This window comes from Streptomyces sp. WAC 01529, assembly GCF_003945545.1.
GTDB lineage: Bacteria > Actinomycetota > Actinomycetes > Streptomycetales > Streptomycetaceae > Streptomyces > Streptomyces anatolicus.
The window spans coordinates 6264565-6282167 of record NZ_CP029617.1; the positions used below are offsets into that span (position 1 = coordinate 6264565).

At 71.1% G+C, this 17603-nt stretch carries 13 protein-coding genes; 9 read left to right on the forward strand and 4 right to left on the reverse strand.

Annotated features, from left to right (window positions below; translation table 11 throughout):
* The first annotated feature begins 101 nt into the window (after positions 1 to 101).
* The 6 genes from DMA15_RS28040 (at position 102) to DMA15_RS28065 (ending at position 8975) form a co-directional block, all read left to right on the forward strand.
* Positions 102 to 2012 (forward strand): glycogen debranching N-terminal domain-containing protein, encoded by a 1911-nt coding sequence (locus tag DMA15_RS28040; protein WP_240659961.1) that lies wholly within the window; start codon positions 102 to 104, stop codon positions 2010 to 2012.
* A 95-nt stretch (positions 2013 to 2107) separates the two neighbouring features.
* Positions 2108 to 2869, forward strand: coding sequence for an NUDIX hydrolase (locus tag DMA15_RS28045; protein ID WP_125515514.1), 762 nt, complete (start codon positions 2108 to 2110; stop codon positions 2867 to 2869).
* A 211-nt stretch (positions 2870 to 3080) separates the two neighbouring features.
* Complete coding sequence (locus tag DMA15_RS28050) at positions 3081 to 4943, forward strand: ABC transporter ATP-binding protein (RefSeq protein WP_125515515.1); 1863 nt, start codon at positions 3081 to 3083, stop codon at positions 4941 to 4943.
* Positions 4944 to 5105: 162 nt separating this feature from the next.
* The gene (locus DMA15_RS28055) at positions 5106 to 5996 is read left to right on the forward strand and encodes an FCD domain-containing protein (protein WP_206302856.1); all 891 of its coding nucleotides are present in this window, start codon (positions 5106 to 5108) and stop codon (positions 5994 to 5996) included.
* A 451-nt stretch (positions 5997 to 6447) separates the two neighbouring features.
* Complete coding sequence (locus tag DMA15_RS28060; RefSeq protein ID WP_125515517.1) at positions 6448 to 7992, forward strand: RNA polymerase sigma factor; 1545 nt, start codon at positions 6448 to 6450, stop codon at positions 7990 to 7992.
* 152 nt (positions 7993 to 8144) lie between these two features.
* A complete protein-coding gene (locus tag DMA15_RS28065) occupies positions 8145 to 8975 on the forward strand; it encodes a serine protease (protein ID WP_125515518.1) in 831 nt (276 codons plus the stop codon).
* Between the two features lie 160 nt (positions 8976 to 9135).
* Here DMA15_RS28065 and DMA15_RS28070 read toward each other — a convergent pair whose 3' ends face one another.
* Entirely contained in the window at positions 9136 to 9366 is a 231-nt protein-coding gene (locus DMA15_RS28070) for a hypothetical protein (RefSeq protein WP_125515519.1), read from the reverse strand.
* 439 nt (positions 9367 to 9805) lie between these two features.
* On the opposite strand from DMA15_RS28070, the gene DMA15_RS28075 reads away from it, so the two are divergent.
* The 3 genes from DMA15_RS28075 to DMA15_RS28085 all read left to right on the forward strand — a co-directional run bounded on the left by DMA15_RS28075 (position 9806) and on the right by DMA15_RS28085 (position 14155).
* Complete coding sequence (locus tag DMA15_RS28075) at positions 9806 to 11929, forward strand: DNA topoisomerase IV subunit B (RefSeq protein ID WP_125515520.1); 2124 nt, start codon at positions 9806 to 9808, stop codon at positions 11927 to 11929.
* A 130-nt stretch (positions 11930 to 12059) separates the two neighbouring features.
* The gene (locus DMA15_RS28080) at positions 12060 to 12566 is read left to right on the forward strand and encodes a DUF485 domain-containing protein (RefSeq protein WP_125518044.1); all 507 of its coding nucleotides are present in this window, start codon (positions 12060 to 12062) and stop codon (positions 12564 to 12566) included.
* Positions 12563 to 14155 carry a cation acetate symporter gene (locus DMA15_RS28085; RefSeq protein ID WP_125515521.1) on the forward strand — a complete coding sequence of 531 codons (1593 nt, stop codon included), beginning with the start codon at positions 12563 to 12565 and terminating at the stop codon, positions 14153 to 14155. The genes DMA15_RS28080 and DMA15_RS28085 overlap by 4 nt, the downstream gene beginning before the upstream one ends.
* A gap of 44 nt (positions 14156 to 14199) precedes the next feature.
* On the opposite strand, the gene DMA15_RS28090 is transcribed toward DMA15_RS28085, so the two are convergent.
* The 3 genes from DMA15_RS28090 to DMA15_RS28100 form a co-directional block, all read right to left on the reverse strand.
* On the reverse strand, positions 14200 to 14877 hold the full coding sequence (locus DMA15_RS28090; protein WP_125515522.1) for a response regulator: 678 nt from the start codon (positions 14875 to 14877) through the stop codon (positions 14200 to 14202).
* Positions 14874 to 16541 carry a sensor histidine kinase gene (locus tag DMA15_RS28095; RefSeq protein WP_125515523.1) on the reverse strand — a complete coding sequence of 556 codons (1668 nt, stop codon included), beginning with the start codon at positions 16539 to 16541 and terminating at the stop codon, positions 14874 to 14876. The genes DMA15_RS28090 and DMA15_RS28095 overlap by 4 nt, the downstream gene beginning before the upstream one ends.
* Positions 16542 to 16647: 106 nt before the next feature.
* Positions 16648 to 17592: a sucrase ferredoxin gene (locus DMA15_RS28100; RefSeq protein WP_125515524.1), complete on the reverse strand. Its 945-nt coding sequence runs from the start codon at positions 17590 to 17592 to the stop codon at positions 16648 to 16650.
* Between the last annotated feature and the right edge of the window lie 11 nt (positions 17593 to 17603).

Sequence of the window (17603 nt, forward strand, 5' to 3'; positions counted from 1 at the left end):
GCCCGGGGTTCCGGCCTGGTGCACCTCACCCGTCCGGCGCGCCAACACCGGCGTCGCGCCGTCCCGTAGAGCTTCCGCCCGCGCACACGGCCTTGATCTGCGTGGCACTGCCCGCCTTCGCGATCTCCACGGATCAAGGACAGCTGACCGGTCGGGGACTGGAGGGGTTCTACCGCGCGGGACGCCGGATCCTCTCCCGCTGCCAGGTGCGCGTGGCCGGCCGGGAGCCGGTCGCCGTACAGGCCCGCATGCTCTCGGCGGACAGCGCCCGCTTCGTGGCGACCCTGCGGCTGTCGACCGGCGGTGGCCCCGACCCGGAGATCGTCGTCGAGCGGATCCGATACGCGGACGGTACGGAACGGATCACGTTGCACAGCGCGGCCGTGCGCCCCCTGCGGCTGCCCGTCGAGGTCTCGCTCGGCACGGATCTCGCCGAGGTGGGGCTCGTCGCGTCCGGCGGCGCCGGGCCCGAACTGCCCGCCAGCGTCCACGACTCCGGCATGCGGTGGTCCACTGCCACGGCCCACTGCACGGTCACGGCCGACCCCGTGCCCGCCGACGCCCTGGCCTCCGCCGGGTTGCTGCGCTGGGAGGTGGACCTGCCGCCGGGTGCCTCCCGCAGCGTGGAATTGCGGGTGAGGCCTGATGGCGCCGGGCCGATCCGCTTGGCGGGGCACGGCGCGATGCGCTCGACCGTCGCCGCACGGGCGGTCGGAGACGATCCCAGGGTCCAGCCGTTGCTCGACCGGTCCGTCGAGGATCTGCACGCGTTGCTGCTGCGGTCCCCCGAGCACCCCACCGACATGTATCCCGCAGCGGGCGCGCCATGGCGCTGCGGACTCGCGCCCGCCGAGGCCTTGGCTGCCGCCCGTATGGCGCTGCCGCTGGGCACACGGCTCGCCGCCGGGACCCTGCGCACCCTCGCTCGAAGTCAACTCACGGGATCAGGGCCGCGGTCGGGCATGATCCCGGGGCCGCTGAGGGACGCGGGGCCGCACCTGCCACCCGGCTGTACGGGCACCGAGGCGACCCTGCTCTTCCCGGCTCTCCTCGCCGAGGCGTGGCGGTGGGGGCTTCCCGGGAAGGAAGTGGAGGAGCTGCTGCCCGCGGCGGAGAGGTGCCTGCGCTGGCTCCTCGGGGCGGTCGGCGAGGGCGCTTTCCTGCCGGACGCGCACCCGAGTGGGCTAGCGCGGTGTGAGACGCAGGCCCACGCTCATCGGGCCGCGCTGCTCGGCGCCGACCTGTTCGACGCGTATGGCCTTGAGGGGGCGGTCGGACTGCGGCAGTGGGCCCAGCGACTGCGGACCACGTTTCGGGAGGAGTTCTGGGTGCAGGACCGGGCCGGCGGGCGGCCGGCCGTGGCCCGCCTGCGCGACGGCCGCCTTGTGCCGCACCTCACCGGGGGAGCGGCACACCTCCTGGACACCGGCCTGCTCGGGGCGGGGGCGCTCGCCCCGGGCCTGCTCGACAGGGTGCAGACGGAACAACTCGCCCGGCTCTTCGGCGGGCCCGCCATGGACTCCGGCTGGGGGCTGCGCAGCCTGGGTGCCAAGGAGGCCGCGTACAACCCGTTCGGACACCGCGGCGGAGCGGTCCGCGTTCAGGAGACGGCGGTCGCCGTGACGGGTCTCGCGGCGGCGGGATACGACAAGGAGGCGAGCTCGCTGCTGCGAGGCATGCTGTCGGCGGCCGAAAGTTTCGGCCACCGGCTGCCCGAGATGTACGCGGGCGAGCAGCGCACCGAGGGCAGCGCCCCTCTGCCGCACCCGGCGGCCTGCCGTCCGGCGGCGGCCGCCGCGGCCGCAGGGGCGCATGTCCTTGCGGCGCTGGCAGGGATCCGCCCCGACGCGCCGGCGGGGACGGTGACGCTGAAGCCGGTTCGCAGCGCCCCGCTGGGGGAGCTGGGACTGACGGCGCTGAGCGTCGCGGGCGCACCGTTCTCCGTGCGAGTGAGCCGGCTCGGCCTCGCCATGGTCGAGGAAGCGGCCGACGGACTGCAGTTGGGGGTGTGAGCCAGACCGAGAGTCATGGGTGACGGAGAGAAGCAGACCGGAAGCCATCGACGAAGGAGGTGTTTATCGTCAGGCAGACGACTATGATCGCGGGCATGTCCCCCTACGACCCGTCGGCCTTCCCGCCCTTCGCCGTCACTGTCGACCTGGTCGTGCTGACCGTGCGCCGTCACGCGCTCTGCGCGCTGGCCGTGCGGCGAGGTGAGCAGCCGTTCCAGGGGCGTTGGGCGCTGCCCGGAGGATTCGTACGTCCGGACGAGGATCTCTCGGCCGCGGCCGCGCGTGAACTCGTCGAGGAGACGGGTCTGTGCGCCCACGACCCCGACACTCCGGCGCAGGCCAACGGAGCGCATCTCGAACAGCTCGCCACGTACGGCGACCCCAAGCGGGACCCGCGGATGCGGGTGGTCAGCGTCGCGCACCTCGCGCTCGCGCCCGACCTGCCCGCGCCCCGGGCGGGCGGCGACGCGCACAGCGCGCGCTGGGCGCCGGTGGAGACCTTGCTCAACCAGGCGGCCTTCGGCCGCGACGGCGAACCGGCCGCGCCGCTCGCCTTCGATCACGCGCAGATCCTTGCGGACGGGGTGGAGCGCGCCCGCTCCAAGATCGAGTACTCGTCGCTGGCCACGGCCTTCTGCCCGCCGGAGTTCACCGTCGGCGAGCTGCGTCGTGTGTACGAGGCGGTGTGGGGTGTCGTCCTGGACCCGCGCAACTTCCACCGCAAGGTGACCGGCACCCCGGGCTTCCTCGTGCCCACAGGCGGCACGACGACACGGCAGGGCGGTCGGCCCGCTCAGCTCTTCCGGGCGGGCGGGGCGACGCTGCTCAACCCGCCGATGCTGCGCCCCGAGGTCTGAGCGCCCACGCTCATCGACAGCGTCTGCCTCGCCCTTCCCCGCCGCCGTTTCCCGTGTCGCTCGTCTGTCGGTGGACACCAGAGGCCCACCTCCTGCCCGAAAAGCCAGAAATATCGCGTTATCTTGCTGCGGTACCCACGGGGTTCGCCCGTCTCCGATCCGGCGGGCGGGCCCCGGCCGCCGAGCGGTCGCACATCCTGCGAGAGAAGCGATGATCCAGGCCATCGGACTGACCAGCAATCCCCGCCAGGAGCTCCCGCCCGCCGTCGACGACGTGTCCTTCGAGGCGAGAGCCGGCCGTGTCACGGCGCTGCTCGGCGCCGAGGCCGCCGGTAAGACCACGACGCTGCGGCTCATGCTCGAACTCCAACAGGGCCGCGGCATCACGTACTTCAGAGGCCGGCCCCTGCATCGCATCGCCCACCCGTCGCGCGAGGTGGGCGTCCTCCTGGGCGACGTCCCGGGGCACCCGGCGCGCTCGGTCCGTGGACACCTGCGCATGCTGTGCGCGGCCGCCGGAGTGCCCGTACAGCGCGCCGACGACGTCCTTGAGGTCGTGGGCCTCGTCAGCCTCCGGGATGAGCGGCTCGGCACCCTCTCGCGAGGCATGGACCGCCGTCTCGGGCTGGCCTGCGCGTTGCTCGCCGATCCGCACACGCTCGTCCTGGACGGCCCGGCCGACGGCCTCTCCGCCCGGGAGGGCGCCTGGCTGCACGAGATCCTGCGCGTCCACGCGAGCCAGGGCGGCACGGTCCTGTTCACCACGGCCGACCCCAGGGAGGCGGCTCGTGCCGCCGACCGCGTCGTCACGCTGGAGGCGGGGCGGCTCGTCGCCGACCAGGAGGCCGCGGACTTCGCGCGGACCCGCCTCCGCCCCCGCGTCGCCGTGCTGAGCCCCCACGCGGCCCGCCTGGGGGCGCTCCTCGCCAAGGAGGCCCGCGCGGGGCATCGCTCCATCGAGGTGGTCAAGGAGGGCGGCAACAGGCTCTCCGTGTACGGCAGCACGTGCGCCGATGTGGGGGAGACCGCGTACCGGTACGGCATCCTCGTCCACCAACTCGCCGACGAGGTCGGTGACGCGGGGCCTTCAGGAGCCGGGGCGGGGCCTTCAGGCGCCCGAGAGCCATTGAGGCAGCCCGTAGCGCCCACCGCGGCCGAAGAAGGCCCAGAAGGCAAAGAAGTCTCCGCCGGAAACGAAGAAGGCTCCGTCGAAGAGGAAACGGAACTCCTCCCCGCGCCCGCCCGTCCTCCCGCCCCCCAGGGCCCCCTCTCCCTCCTGCCGCCGCCCATCACCGTCCGCCCCGGGCGCAGCCCCCTGCGCCCCCTGCGGTACGAGCTGCGGCGTCTGGCGGGTGTGGCGACCGGCTATCTCACCTTGGCCGCCGTGCTCGCTGCCTCCGCCCTGATCTGCGTCTTCCTTGCCAGAACCGGGCACACACCGCAGCCGCGCCTGCTCGCCGCCTGGCCGCTGGAACTTCCCTTGCCGCCCGCGGCCCTTGGCGCAGGGCTGCTCGGGGCCCTCGCCTTCGGGGACGAATTCCGCCACCCCGCCCTCGCCGCGGACCGGGGGACCGTCCCGCGCCGCTTGGGGCTCCTCGTCGCCAAACTGCTCGTCGCCGCCGCCGCGGCGCTGCTGCTGGGCGTGCTCACGGTGGGGGCCGACGCCTCGCTGCTTCACCTTGTATACGGAGACGAGCTCATCAGGGTTCCCGGTGACTGGCTTTCGCTGAGCGTGAGTTGGGCGGCCCTGGTGACGGCGTGCGCCTGGGCGGGGGTGCTGGCCGCCGGTGTCTTCCGGTCCACGACCGCGGGGCTGGCCGCGGTCGTGGCGGTGCCGATCGTCGTCGTACCTCTCGTACAAAAGGCCGTCGAGGGACCAGCTGTGCGATCGGCGGCCGGGCTTCCGGGGCGGCTGCGGGACCTCGCGCTGATGCAGTGGCCGTTCGGGGCGGAGCGGTATGTGGCGGGCGGAGTGCGCATGATCGCCCAACCCGTGGGTGGTGCACTGATGTTGTCACTGACCGCTCTGCTCTGCGCATATGTGCTCACGACGGTGCGTGGCAGAGTCCGATGACGACCGTCCGCCGCCTTCCGTTCCGGGGCTGTGCGCAACTCCCCGGACGACGCTCATTTCTTTCCGATAAGGCGTCAATTGCGGCGGGGTAAGCGATCACCCTTTCGTGTGCTTTTCACCAAAGACCTCAAGGGAGTTGGGGGCCACGCCGACAACTGATCCGTGAGTACCCTTGCGCACACCATGATGACCACCGCCCGCTCCGCCGACTCCGGTCTCGCCGGCCCGGGCGACCTCGACCGATACCCCTTCGCCGAGCCCTCGGGCGCCGGTGACCGGGTCGTCGCCCCCGTGTGGGACGGCGCCGAACACGACCTGGGGCGTGTGAGCCGGCGCGCGTCCGGAAGCCGCGGCCGCGGGCTGCACGGCCAACTCGTCCAGCAGCTCGGTCAGATGATCGTCTCCGGCGACCTGGGCGCCGACCGCCCGCTCGTCCCCGAGGAGATCGGCCAGCGTTTCGAGGTCTCCCGCACCGTCGTCCGTGAGTCGCTGCGCGTGCTGGAGGCCAAGGGTCTGGTCAGCGCCAGGCCCAATGTCGGCACGCGCGTGCGTCCCGTCAGCGACTGGAACCTGCTCGACCCGGACATCATCGAGTGGCGGGCCTACGGGCCACAGCGCGACGACCAGCGCCGCGAGCTCGGCGAGCTGCGCTGGATGATCGAGCCGCTCGCCGCCCGCCTCGCCGCCGGCCATGGCCGGGAAGAAGTGCAGCAGCGCCTCGCCGACATGGTCGAGATCATGGGGCACGCGCTGAGCCAGGGTGACTCGATCACCTTCTCCCGCGCCGACGCGGAGTTCCACTCGATGCTCATCCAGGTCGCGGGCAACCGCATGCTGGAGCACCTCTCCGGCATCGTCTCCGCCGCCTTGCAGGTCTCCGGAGGCCCGGTTACCGGCTGTGACCGCCCCAGCGAGGCCTCGCTCGTGCACCACTCGCGCGTGGTCGACGCCCTCGCGGCGGGCGACGGGGCCGGCGCCGAGGCCGCCATGCGGCAGCTGCTCACCGTCCACCCGGAGGTGGAGCGGGTCGTACCCGCCCCTCGCGAGCACTGACCGCGCGCAGCCGCCCGCTGTGTGCGTGCCCCACGGCAGGCTTCTCGTCGCCTCCCCCGTCGACGACGGCCCCCGCTGCCGCGCCAGGCGTCGCCGGATCTCCGCGGGCTCCTCAGGAGCCCGGTGGGGTCCGGCGACGCGATGGTGAGGATTGCGTCGCGGGCCATCGGGGGATCATTCGTGCATGCGTATAGGTGGCTTCTGGCCGTATCTGGATGCTTTTGAGCGCTTACGAGGTGTGACTCGGGCCACGTAGATTGGGCGTAACGCTCCAAGGAACAGCGCGATGACCTAAGAGGTGATAGCCGAGGAGGGAATACAGCCGTCGTTCGCGACGCTGTGTAGCTCCCCGGCCCCCGCCCGCGCCGTCGGCCCGAATCCCTAGCCGCCGGTCGTCGGCTCCGGTCCACAATGGACGGGGCCGGAAGCCGTTTTCCAACGTTCCGAGAGGTTGTTCGTGTCGGCCAGCACATCCCGTACGCTCCCGCCGGAGATCGCCGAATCCGTCTCTGTCATGGCGCTCATCGAGCGGGGAAAGGCTGATGGGCAGATCGCCGGCGATGACGTGCGTCGTGCCTTCGAAGCTGACCAGATTCCGGCCACTCAGTGGAAGAACGTTCTGCGCAGCCTCAACCAGATCCTCGAGGAAGAGGGTGTGACGCTGATGGTCAGTGCCGCGGAGCCCAAGCGCCCCCGCAAGAGCGTCGCAGCGAAGAGCCCGGCCAAGCGCACCGCGACCAGGACGGTCGCGGCGAAGACCGCCACGGCGAAGCCCACCGCCACCGCCGCCACTGAGGCGCCGACCGCGGATGGTGCCGCTGAGGACGCGCCCGCGAAGAAGGTCGCTGCCAAGAAGACGACGGCCAAGAAGGCCGTCGCCAAGAAGACCGTCGCCAAGAAGGCGACGGCCAAGAAGTCCACCTCCAAGAAGGACGCCGACGAGCTCCTGGATGACGAGGCCACCGAGGAGGCACCCGCCGCCGGCAAGCCCGGCGAGGGCGAGCCCGCCGAGGAGGGCGCCCAGGGCTTCGTGCTCTCGGACGAGGACGAGGACGACGCGCCGGCCCAGCAGGTCGCCGCGGCCGGTGCCACCGCCGACCCCGTCAAGGACTACCTGAAGCAGATCGGCAAGGTCCCCCTCCTCAACGCCGAGCAGGAGGTCGAGCTCGCCAAGCGCATCGAGGCCGGCCTGTTCGCCGAGGACAAGCTCGCCAACGCCGACAAGCTCGCTCCGAAGCTCAAGCGCGAGCTGGAGATCATCGCCGAGGACGGCCGCCGCGCGAAGAACCACCTCCTGGAGGCCAACCTCCGCCTGGTGGTCTCCCTGGCCAAGCGCTACACCGGCCGCGGCATGCTCTTCCTGGACCTCATCCAGGAGGGCAACCTCGGTCTGATCCGCGCGGTCGAGAAGTTCGACTACACCAAGGGCTACAAGTTCTCCACGTACGCCACCTGGTGGATCCGTCAGGCGATCACCCGCGCCATGGCCGACCAGGCCCGCACCATCCGTATCCCGGTGCACATGGTCGAGGTCATCAACAAGCTGGCCCGTGTCCAGCGCCAGATGCTCCAGGACCTGGGCCGCGAGCCCACTCCGGAGGAGCTGGCCAAGGAACTCGACATGACCCCGGAGAAGGTCATCGAGGTCCAGAAGTACGGCCGTGAGCCGATCTCCCTGCACACCCCCCTGGGTGAGGACGGCGACAGCGAGTTCGGTGACCTCATCGAGGACTCCGAAGCGGTCGTGCCGGCCGACGCGGTCAGCTTCACGCTGCTCCAGGAGCAGCTGCACTCGGTCCTGGACACCCTGTCCGAGCGTGAGGCGGGCGTGGTCTCCATGCGCTTCGGTCTCACGGACGGCCAGCCCAAGACCCTCGACGAGATCGGCAAGGTCTACGGAGTGACGCGTGAGCGCATCCGCCAGATCGAGTCGAAGACGATGTCGAAGCTGCGTCACCCGTCGCGCTCGCAGGTCCTGCGCGACTACCTCGACTAAGCCCCGACGGCCGGGTCCCGGCAGTCGGCAGAGCGTTCCCGGAAGGCCCGAAGTCCTCGGCATGAGGCTTCGGGCCTTCCGCGCGCGGGTGCGCGGTATGCGGCACTGAATCACTCTGGGGAGGCCATCGCAGCCCAGAGTGAGGAGATCGCATGCGTCGTCCCTTCGCCCGACCGTGGACGGGGGTACTGGCCACGGCGGCCGCTGCCGCCGCCCTGCCGCTGGCTTCCCCGGTGCCCGCGGCGGCCGACAGTGTGATCGTCGGGGGCAGCCCGGTGCAGGTGTCCGAGAGTCCGTGGGTGGTGGCGCTCTCCAGTCGTGACCGGTTCGGGGGTACCCGCTCGGGGCAGTTCTGCGGCGGCGTGGTGACCGGGCGTACGACGGTCCTGACGGCGGCCCACTGCATGAGCGAGGACGTACTCGGCTTGCCGATGAACCGGGTCCAGGACCTGAAGGTCATCGTCGGGCGCGGGGATCTGGGCACCTCCGAGGGCCGAGAGATCCCGGTGCGTGAGGTCAGGATCAACCCGGAGTACGACAGCTACAGCAACTCCGGCGACGTCGCGGCGCTCACCCTGGCCGAGGAGCTCCCCGAGGGTTACGTGCTGCCCATGGCGGGGGAGGGTGACCCCGCGTACAAGGCGGGGACGGAGGCGGCCGTCTACGGCTGGGGGGACACCACGGGGGCGGGCGATTACGCCCGTACGCTCCACGCGGCACGGGTGCGGGTGCTGTCCGATGCCGTGTGCGAGGAGGCGTACCCGGGCAATGCCGACGGCACGTACAGGGCGAAGACCATGCTGTGCGCCGGGGAGATGGAGGGGCGGCGAGACGCCTGTCAGGGGGACAGTGGCGGGCCGCTGGTCGCCCAGGGGCGCCTCATCGGCCTGGTGTCCTGGGGGAGCGGCTGCGGGCGTCCTGGGAGCCCGGGCGTCTATACGCGGATCTCCGAGGTGGCCAAGGTGATGCGGGCCCGCGCCTGAGGCGGGTGCCCGCCCGGCGGCCTTGGCGGCCCAGGAGGGCCCAGAAGGGGCGTGGAGGCCCCTGTGACGAGGACGGGCGGTGGCCCCTGCCGGTTGGCAGGGGCCACCGCCCGTTCACCGGCCTGGTGTGCCGGAGCTGGCTCGTCGTGGATGCGAGGTGTCAGCGGTCCTCTTCGGTGGAGCTCTCCGGAACAGCGGTCAGTCGCTCCGTCTCGTCCTGTATCTCAGCGGCGATCTTCTTGAGTTCCGGCTCGAACTTGCGGCCATGGTGGGCGCAGAAGAGCAGTTCGCCGCCGCTCAGCAGGACGACGCGCAGGTAAGCCTGGGCGCCGCAGCGGTCGCAGCGATCAGCGGCCGTCAGGGGGCTCGCGGGGGTCAGAACAGTAGTCACGTCGCCTCTTCTCTAGCTCGACGAGCTGTCGTACCAGGGTCAACATCCAACCAGGCCGAAAACGTTCCCGCTCGTGGCTTTTCCTCGAAATTTCTTTTTGAGGAGGTTGTCCGTTGCCGGTTGGCGGCGAATGTGCCGTATTGCGTCTCTTACGTGTCTTACGGTTTCGCGCTGGCTGTCAGGTCGGGTCCTCCCGGCTGGCTGCCGGTTGTTCATGAGGACGTGCCCGGAGCCTAAATGGTTCATGCCTCGAAGGGAACGTGACGTGTGCTTCACTCCATCGAGGGATCGAACATGTATGCGAGCCTGAGCTAGTCTGCGTTTGGACGTGGGTGGCGTTACAACGGCTCTACCAGGCCTCGGTACCCTCTGACGGGCAACCGAAGCCGCGTCCTTACCCCAAAGGACTCCCCTTGAAATTCAGCGAGGAGCGAACCGCGTGACCGCCGAGACGTCCGTGCCGTCCACAGCGTTGCTGACCGGAGCAGACCGGGACGGTTCCAACTACACCGCGCGGCACCTGCTCGTCCTGGAGGGGCTTGAGGCCGTCCGCAAGCGTCCGGGCATGTACATCGGGTCGACGGACAGCCGCGGCCTGATGCACTGCCTCTGGGAGATCATCGACAACTCCGTCGACGAGGCCCTGGGCGGGTACTGCGACCACATCGAGGTCATCCTCCACGACGACGCCTCCGTAGAGGTCCGGGACAACGGCCGCGGCATCCCCGTGGACGTCGAGCCCAAGACCGGCCTCTCCGGAGTCGAGGTCGTCATGACCAAGCTCCACGCGGGCGGCAAGTTCGGCGGTGGCTCCTACGCGGCCTCCGGTGGTCTGCACGGCGTGGGCGCCTCCGTGGTGAACGCGCTCTCCGCGCGCCTCGACGTCGAGGTGGACCGCGCCGGGCACACGCACGCGATCAGCTTCCGGCGCGGTGTCCCCGGTGCCTTCGCCAAGATGGGGCCCGAGGCGCCCTTCGACCCGTCGGCGAAGCTCAGCAAGGTCAAGAAGATCCCCAAGAACCGCACCGGCACGCGCGTGCGCTACTGGGCGGACCGGCAGATCTTCCTCAAGGACGCCAAGCTGTCGCTGGAGAACCTCCACCAGCGCGCCCGCCAGACCGCCTTCCTGGTGCCGGGCCTGACCATCGTCGTACGCGACGAATTCGGCCTCGGCGAGGGCGGCTCGAAGGGCGAGGAGTCCTTCCGCTTCGACGGTGGCATCAGCGAGTTCTGCGAGTATCTGGCCCAGGACAAGGCGGTCTGCGACATCCTCCGCTTCTCCGGGCAGGGCTCCTTCAAGGAGACGGTGCCGGTCCTCGACGACCACGGTCAGATGACCCCCACCGAGGTCACCCGTGAGCTCGGAGTGGATGTCGCGCTGCGCTGGGGTACCGGGTACGACACGAACGTCAGGTCCTTCGTCAACATCATCGCCACCCCCAAGGGCGGCACCCATGTGAGCGGTTTCGAGCGCTCGCTGACCAAGACGATGAACGAGGCGCTGCGCAGCCAGAAGGTGCTGCGCGTCGCCGAGGACGACATCGTCAAGGACGACGCCCTGGAAGGCCTCACGGCGGTCGTCACGGTCCGTCTCGCGGAGCCGCAGTTCGAGGGCCAGACCAAGGAGGTGCTGGGCACCTCCGCGGCCAACCGCATCGTCGCCAACGTCGTCGCCAAGGAGCTCAAGGCGTTCCTGACGTCCACGAAGCGGGACGCGAAGGCGCAGGCCCGCGCCGTCATGGACAAGGCCGTCGCCGCGGCCCGTACGCGAATCGCGGCCCGCCAGCACAAGGACGCCCAGCGCCGGAAGACGGCCCTGGAGTCCTCCTCGCTGCCCGCGAAGCTCGCGGACTGCCGCAGCGACGACGTGGAGCGCAGCGAGCTCTTCATCGTCGAGGGTGACTCCGCGCTCGGCACCGCCAAGCTCGCCCGCAACTCCGAGTTCCAGGCGCTCCTCCCGATCCGCGGCAAGATTCTCAACGTTCAGAAGGCGTCCGTGACGGACATGCTGAAGAACGCCGAGTGCGGCGCGATCATCCAGGTCATAGGAGCTGGGTCCGGCCGGACCTTCGACATCGACGCGGCGCGCTACGGAAAGATCATCCTGCTCGTCGACGCCGACGTCGACGGCGCGCACATCCGGATCCTGCTGCTGACGCTGTTCCAGCGCTATATGCGGCCGATGGTCGAGGCGGGCCGGGTCTTCGCCGCGGTGCCGCCGCTGCACCGCATCGAGCTGAGCCAGCCGAAGAAGGGCCAGGACAAGTACGTCTACACGTACTCGGACCGTGAGCTTCGGGAGACCCTGCTCGAGCTGCAGCGCAAGAACGTGCGCTACAAGGACTCGATCCAGCGCTACAAGGGCCTGGGCGAGATGGACGCCGATCAGCTGGCCGAGACCACCATGGACCCGCGCTACCGGACCCTGCGCCGGATCAACATCTCCGACCTGGAGTCGGCCGAGCAGGTTTTCGATCTGCTCATGGGCAACGACGTCGCGCCGCGCAAGGAGTTCATCACGAGTTCCGCGGCGACGCTGGACCGCTCGCGCATCGACGCGTAGGGGCCCGTATCTGACGCTGCTTCACCTGATGGGGTGAAGAGCGCCGGGAGAAGAGTCAGGGATCTTCCCGATCTGCCCATCCTTGGGCACGCGGCCGAACAGGGCTGCGGACAAGGAGAGTTCGGTGGAGATGCACGACGCGCGCGACGCCGGGGTCGGCCAGGCCGACCCCGGCCCGGGCCGGCCCGGCGATCCGAGGGATCCCTGGTACGACGCGCTCGCCTCAGGCTGGGGTGAGCTGGACGGCACGGGCGCGCCGGCCTCCGTGGTGCCGCCTCGGGGGCCCGCGGAGCGGCGGAGCGCGAGTGCGGCCGACATCTACCTGGAAGTCCAGCGCAGCGAGGCCTTCCAGGAGGTGCGCGGCCGGTATCGGAGGTTCGCCTTCCCGGCGGTCGTACTCTTCTTCGCCTGGTACGTGGCATACGTCGTGACCGCCACTGCGGCACCGGGCCTGATGGCGCGCCCGGTCACCGGGGCGGTGAACGTGGCGATGCTGGCGGGCCTCGGCCAGTTCCTCACGACGTTCCTGCTGACCTGGGCGTACGCCCGGCACGCGCGCCTGCGCCGGGACCGAGCGGCACTTGACCTGCGGTGGTCCGTGTTCGAACAGACGCGGGAGCAGGGGGCCGAGCGATGACCGGCGATCACCAGAGCCTCGCTCTCCTGCTGTTCGGCATCTTCGTGGGCGTCACGCTCGCGATCACGACGTGGGTGAGCCGCAACCGGCACGGCTCGGCCGAGGAGTTCTACGCGGGCGGACGGCTCTTCTCCCCGATGGAGAACGGTTTCGCCATCGCCGGTGACTACATGTCGGCCGCCTCCTTCCTCGGCATCTCCGGGCTGATCGCGCTCTTCGGGTACGACGGGCTGCTCTACTCGGTCGGTTTCCTCGTCGCCTGGCTCGTCGTGCTGTTCCTCGTCGCCGAACTGGTGCGCAATTGCGGCCGGTTCACCCTCGCCGACGTCGTCGCCTCGCGGATGCGGGAGCGGCCGGTGCGGATCGCGGCGGGAACTTCCTCGGTCACCGTGTCCGTTCTCTATCTGGTGGCGCAGATGGTGGGGGCGGGCTCGCTGGTCGCGCTGCTGCTCGGCGGGACGAGCGGGGCGGCGCAGTCCTGGACGGTGATCGGCGTAGGCGCGCTGATGGTGATCTATGTGTCGTTGGGAGGGATGCGGGCCACCACCTGGATTCAGATCGTGAAAGCGGTCCTGCTGATGTGCGGGGCGATCGCGTTGACCGTGCTCGTCCTGGTGCGTTTCCACGGGGACTTCGACCAACTGCTGCGTACCGCCGCCGACCGCAGCGGCCATGGCGAGCGGTTCCTGGCCCCCGGCCTGAAGTACGGCGGTGACTGGACCGCGCGGCTCGACTTCATCAGCCTGGGCCTCGCCCTCGTGCTCGGTACGGCCGGGTTGCCGCACATCCTGTCCCGCTTCTACACCGTGCCGACCGCGCGGGCCGCGCGCCGCTCGGTCGTGTGGTCGATCGGCCTCATCGGCAGTTTCTACCTGATGACGATCGTGCTCGGCTTCGGCGCGGCCGCGATCGTGGGCTCCGAGGCGGTACGGGGGTCGAACGCGGCGGGGAACACGGCGGTGCCGCTGCTCGCCCTCGATCTGGGCGGCGGCGCGGATTCCACAGGCGGAACGGTTCTGTTCGCGATCGTCGCCGCCATCGCCTTCGCCACGATCCTCGCCGTGGTCGCCGGGATCACGCTCGCCTCCTCGGCGTCGGTGGCCCATGACCTGTACGCCTCCTTGCGACGGCGGAACGCGAAGCCGCGCAGTGAGGTGGCGGTGGCGCGCGTCGCCGCGGCCGGGATCGGCGTGGTCGCGATCGGGCTCGGGCTGCTGGCCCGCGACCTGAACGTCGCGTTCCTGGTGGGCCTCGCCTTCGCGGTCGCCGCGTCCGCCAATCTGCCGGTGCTGCTCTACTCGCTGTTCTGGCGGAACTTCACCACCCGAGGTGCGGTCTGGTCGGTGTACGGAGGGCTCCTGCCCGCGCTCACGCTGGTGCTGCTCTCGCCGGTGGTCTCCGGGAGCCCCAACTCCCTTTTCCCGGGAGTGGACTTCCAGTGCTTCCCGCTGGAGAACCCGGGGCTCGTCTCGATCCCACTGGGCTTTCTCGCGGGGTGGCTGGGCACGGTGACCTCGCGTGAACCAGCCGACGAGGCCAAGCACGCGGAGACGGAGGTGCGGTCGCTGACCGGCGCAGGAGCGGCGTAACGGGGGGCTTCCCGGCCTCTTTCCTGTCGTGGCCAGGGGGCCGCTCAGATGCTCGCCGCCCACTCGTAGCGGTGCTCCGGGCGGCCCGTGTCGCCATACTTGAGGCTCAGCCGGACGCGGCCCGTGCGCTCCAGGAGTTTCAGATAGCGCTGCGCCGTCTGCCGGCTCAGCCGCGTGCGGTCCGCCAACTCCTGTGCGGAGAGCGGCCCTTCCGCGGCCCTCAGAGCCCTGCGGACCAGCTCCGCCGTGGTGGGGGAGTGCCCCTTGGGCAGCTCGGGCGCCGCAGTCGCCGACAGTGCGCCGAAGATCCGGTCGACCTCGGCCTGCTCGGCCTCGCCCCCGCCCTCCCACGTGCGCCGCAGCGTCGCGTACGCGTCGAGCTTGGCGCGCAGCCCCGCATAGGAGAACGGCTTGACCAAGTACTGGAGTGCGCCGTGGCGCATCGCCGCCTGCACCGTGGCGACATCGCGAGCCGCGGTCACCATGATCACGTCGGTCTGGTGGCCGCGCTCACGCAACGTACGTACGACCGACAGGCCCGTCTCGTCCGGCAGGTAGTGGTCCAGCAGCACCAGATCCACGGTGACAGCCTCGATGAGCCGCAGCGCCTCGGCGGCGTTGTGTGCCTTTGCCGCCACGCGGAAGCCGGGGATCTTCGCCACATAGGCGGCGTTGACGTCCGCGACCCGGACGTCGTCGTCGACGACAAGTACCTCGATCATGACGTCGTCTCCGTGCCCTTGATCAATGTTGATTGCTCCGTGGCGGCGAGCTGTGGCTCCGAGAGCGCTTCCGGCAGGACGACGGTGAACTCCGCGCCCCCCTCCGGTGCCTCACCCGCCCGTGCGCTGCCGCCCTGACGCTCGGCGAGCCTGCGGACCAGGGCGAGCCCGATCCCGCGCTTGCCGTGCGCCGGCGGCTCCTTGGTGGTCCAGCCCTCCGTGAAGATCGTCTCCCGCTGCTCGGTGGGGACGCCGGGACCGGTGTCGCGCACCCGGAGGACCACGGACCGCCCCTCGGTGCGTACGGCGACCTCCACGCGCGCGTGGAGGGTGCCCGCGGCGGCGTCGACGGCGTTGTCGACGAGGTTGCCGACGATCGTGACGAGACCGCCCGGGTCGACGAGCCGGTCGGGCAGCGAGGCCTCGCGCGGCACGGAGAGGACGACCCCGCGCTCCGCGGCCACGGTGGCCTTGCCGACAAGCAGGGCCGCGAGCAGCGGATCACGGATCTTCTCGGTGATCTGCTCGGCGGTCACCCGGTGGGCGCCCGCCACCTCGCCGACGAACTCCGCGGCTTCCTCGTACATCTCCAGTTCGAGCAGGCCAAGGAGCGTGTGCATGCGGTTGGCGTGCTCGTGGTCCTGGGCGCGGAGGGCGTCGATGAGGCCACGGGTGGAGTCGAGTTCACGGCCGAGCTGTTCCAGCTCCGTGCGGTCGCGCAGGGTGGCGACGGCGCCCCCGTCGTCGGTGGGCATGCGGTTGGCGACCAGTACGCGCTGCCCGCGGACGGTCAGCAGGTCCGTGCCGGTGACCCGCCCGGCCAGGACATCGGTCGTGCGCCCCGGGCCGAGCGCCTCGTCGAGCGGTAGGCCGAGCACCTCCGTGCCGAGGGCGAGGAGGCGCTGCGCCTCGTCGTTGAGCAGCCGGATGCGGCCCTCCCGGTCCAGGGCCACGACCCCTTCGCGGATGCCGTGCAGCATCGCCTCGCGCTCCGCGAGCAGAGCGGAGATATCGGAGAATGCCAGGTCACGGGTCTGCCGCTGCACCCTTCGGGAGATCAGATACGCGGCGAGCGCACCGACGGCGAGCGCCCCGCCCGCGTAGGCGAGCAGCCCGGGGATGGCGTGGATCAGGCGGGCCCGCACACTGTCGTACTCGATGCCCACGGAGACGGCGCCCACGATGTCCCCGCCCGCGTCCCGCAGAGGCACCTTGCCGCGCGCCGAGCGGCCGAGCGTGCCGTTGTCGATCTCCATGACCTCACGGCCCGCGAGCGCGTCACTGGGGTCGGTCGAGACGACCTTGCCGATCTGGCCGCGGTCGGTGTGGGACCAGCGGACACCGTCCTTGTTCATGATCACGACGTACTCGGCGCCGCTGGCCCGGCGGATCCGCTCGGCCTCCGCCTGGACGGGGCCGTCGCCCGTGGGGCGCGAGGACTTCAGATCCTCGGCGATCTGCGGGTGGGCGGCCGTCGTCTGGGCGATGGCCAGCGCACGGCGCATCGCCTGATCGTCGAGCTGGTCGCTGAGCGGCGCGAGGAAGAGCCCGGTGGCCAGCACCGCGACCCCGGCGGCGATCGCCAGCTGCATCAGCAGCACCTGCGAGAACACGCGCCGCGGCAGGCCGAGGCGGAGGCGTCGCACAGGGGAGGTCGGGCTCATGTGTACGAACGGTACGGCCGGAAGCGGGCTACTCCGAAGTGAGTGTGGTGGGGATCTCGTCCGGGGCCACGCCGGGTTGGGGAGCCTCGTACAGGACGGCGCCGGGTCAGGGACGCCGGTGGGTCGGGGCCCCCTGCGCCACGCTCTCCGAGACTTGGCGTACGGCCACCACGTCCATCCGAGCCGGGGTCCCGAGAGCCGCGCCGCAGCTCTCCGGGCGGGGCGGTCGAGAGGCACCCTGGGCCACGGTGACCCGCCAGCGGCGGCCGTCGCTGTGCGCCACGGTCACCTCCCAGCGGGGGGCCGCGCCCTCCGTGTCCACCACGGTCAGCGCCTCCGCGGTCTCCTCTCCCGTCGATGTGCGCACCGCCAGCTCGGCGGCCTGTCCGGGACGCTCCCACGCCGAGTTGCCCCGGCAGCCCTCGGTGATCACCCGGCCCGCTCGCGCGGCGGCGAGGATCTCCTTGACGGCGTGCGTCCCGGTGCGGCCGTACGCGTAGCCGTACGGCAGTACCAACAGCGTGGGCGAGAAGCGATGGCCACCCAGATGAGTGATCTCCCAGGCTCCCTCCTCACCGGCGGCGGCCAGCTCGGCGGCGAGCGGTCTGCCGAGGAGGGCGCAGCAGCGGTCGCGCTTGCCGTTGGTGCAGACGAGCGCGAGCGGGGCGCCCGTGTGCGGGGTGCCGAAGCCGCCGTGGTCGCCCGCGCCGAGAGCGGGGAAGTCGAGGTCCAGCAGCCGCCGCGGGTCGTCCGTCACCTCGGAGCGCAGCCAGGTGCGGCCCGGGGTGGTGTGCGCCACGTACACCTGGTGCCGCGTCGGCGCGTAGCAGTCCGCGTGGCGGCCGGGGCGGCGGATCAGCGCGACGCGCACGCCGGTGCCTTCGGCGGCCTTCTCCAGGGCGCGGCCGACCTCGGGGTCGAGATGGCTGGACGTCAGCGCCTTGGCGCCCCAGGGGCCCGACTGCTCCACCAGGAGCCATGTCCTGGCGGTCGCCGCGGTCCCGGCGAGGGGCTCGTCCAGATCCCGCGAGGCGGTCGCGCACGTACTCACGTAGGCGAGCC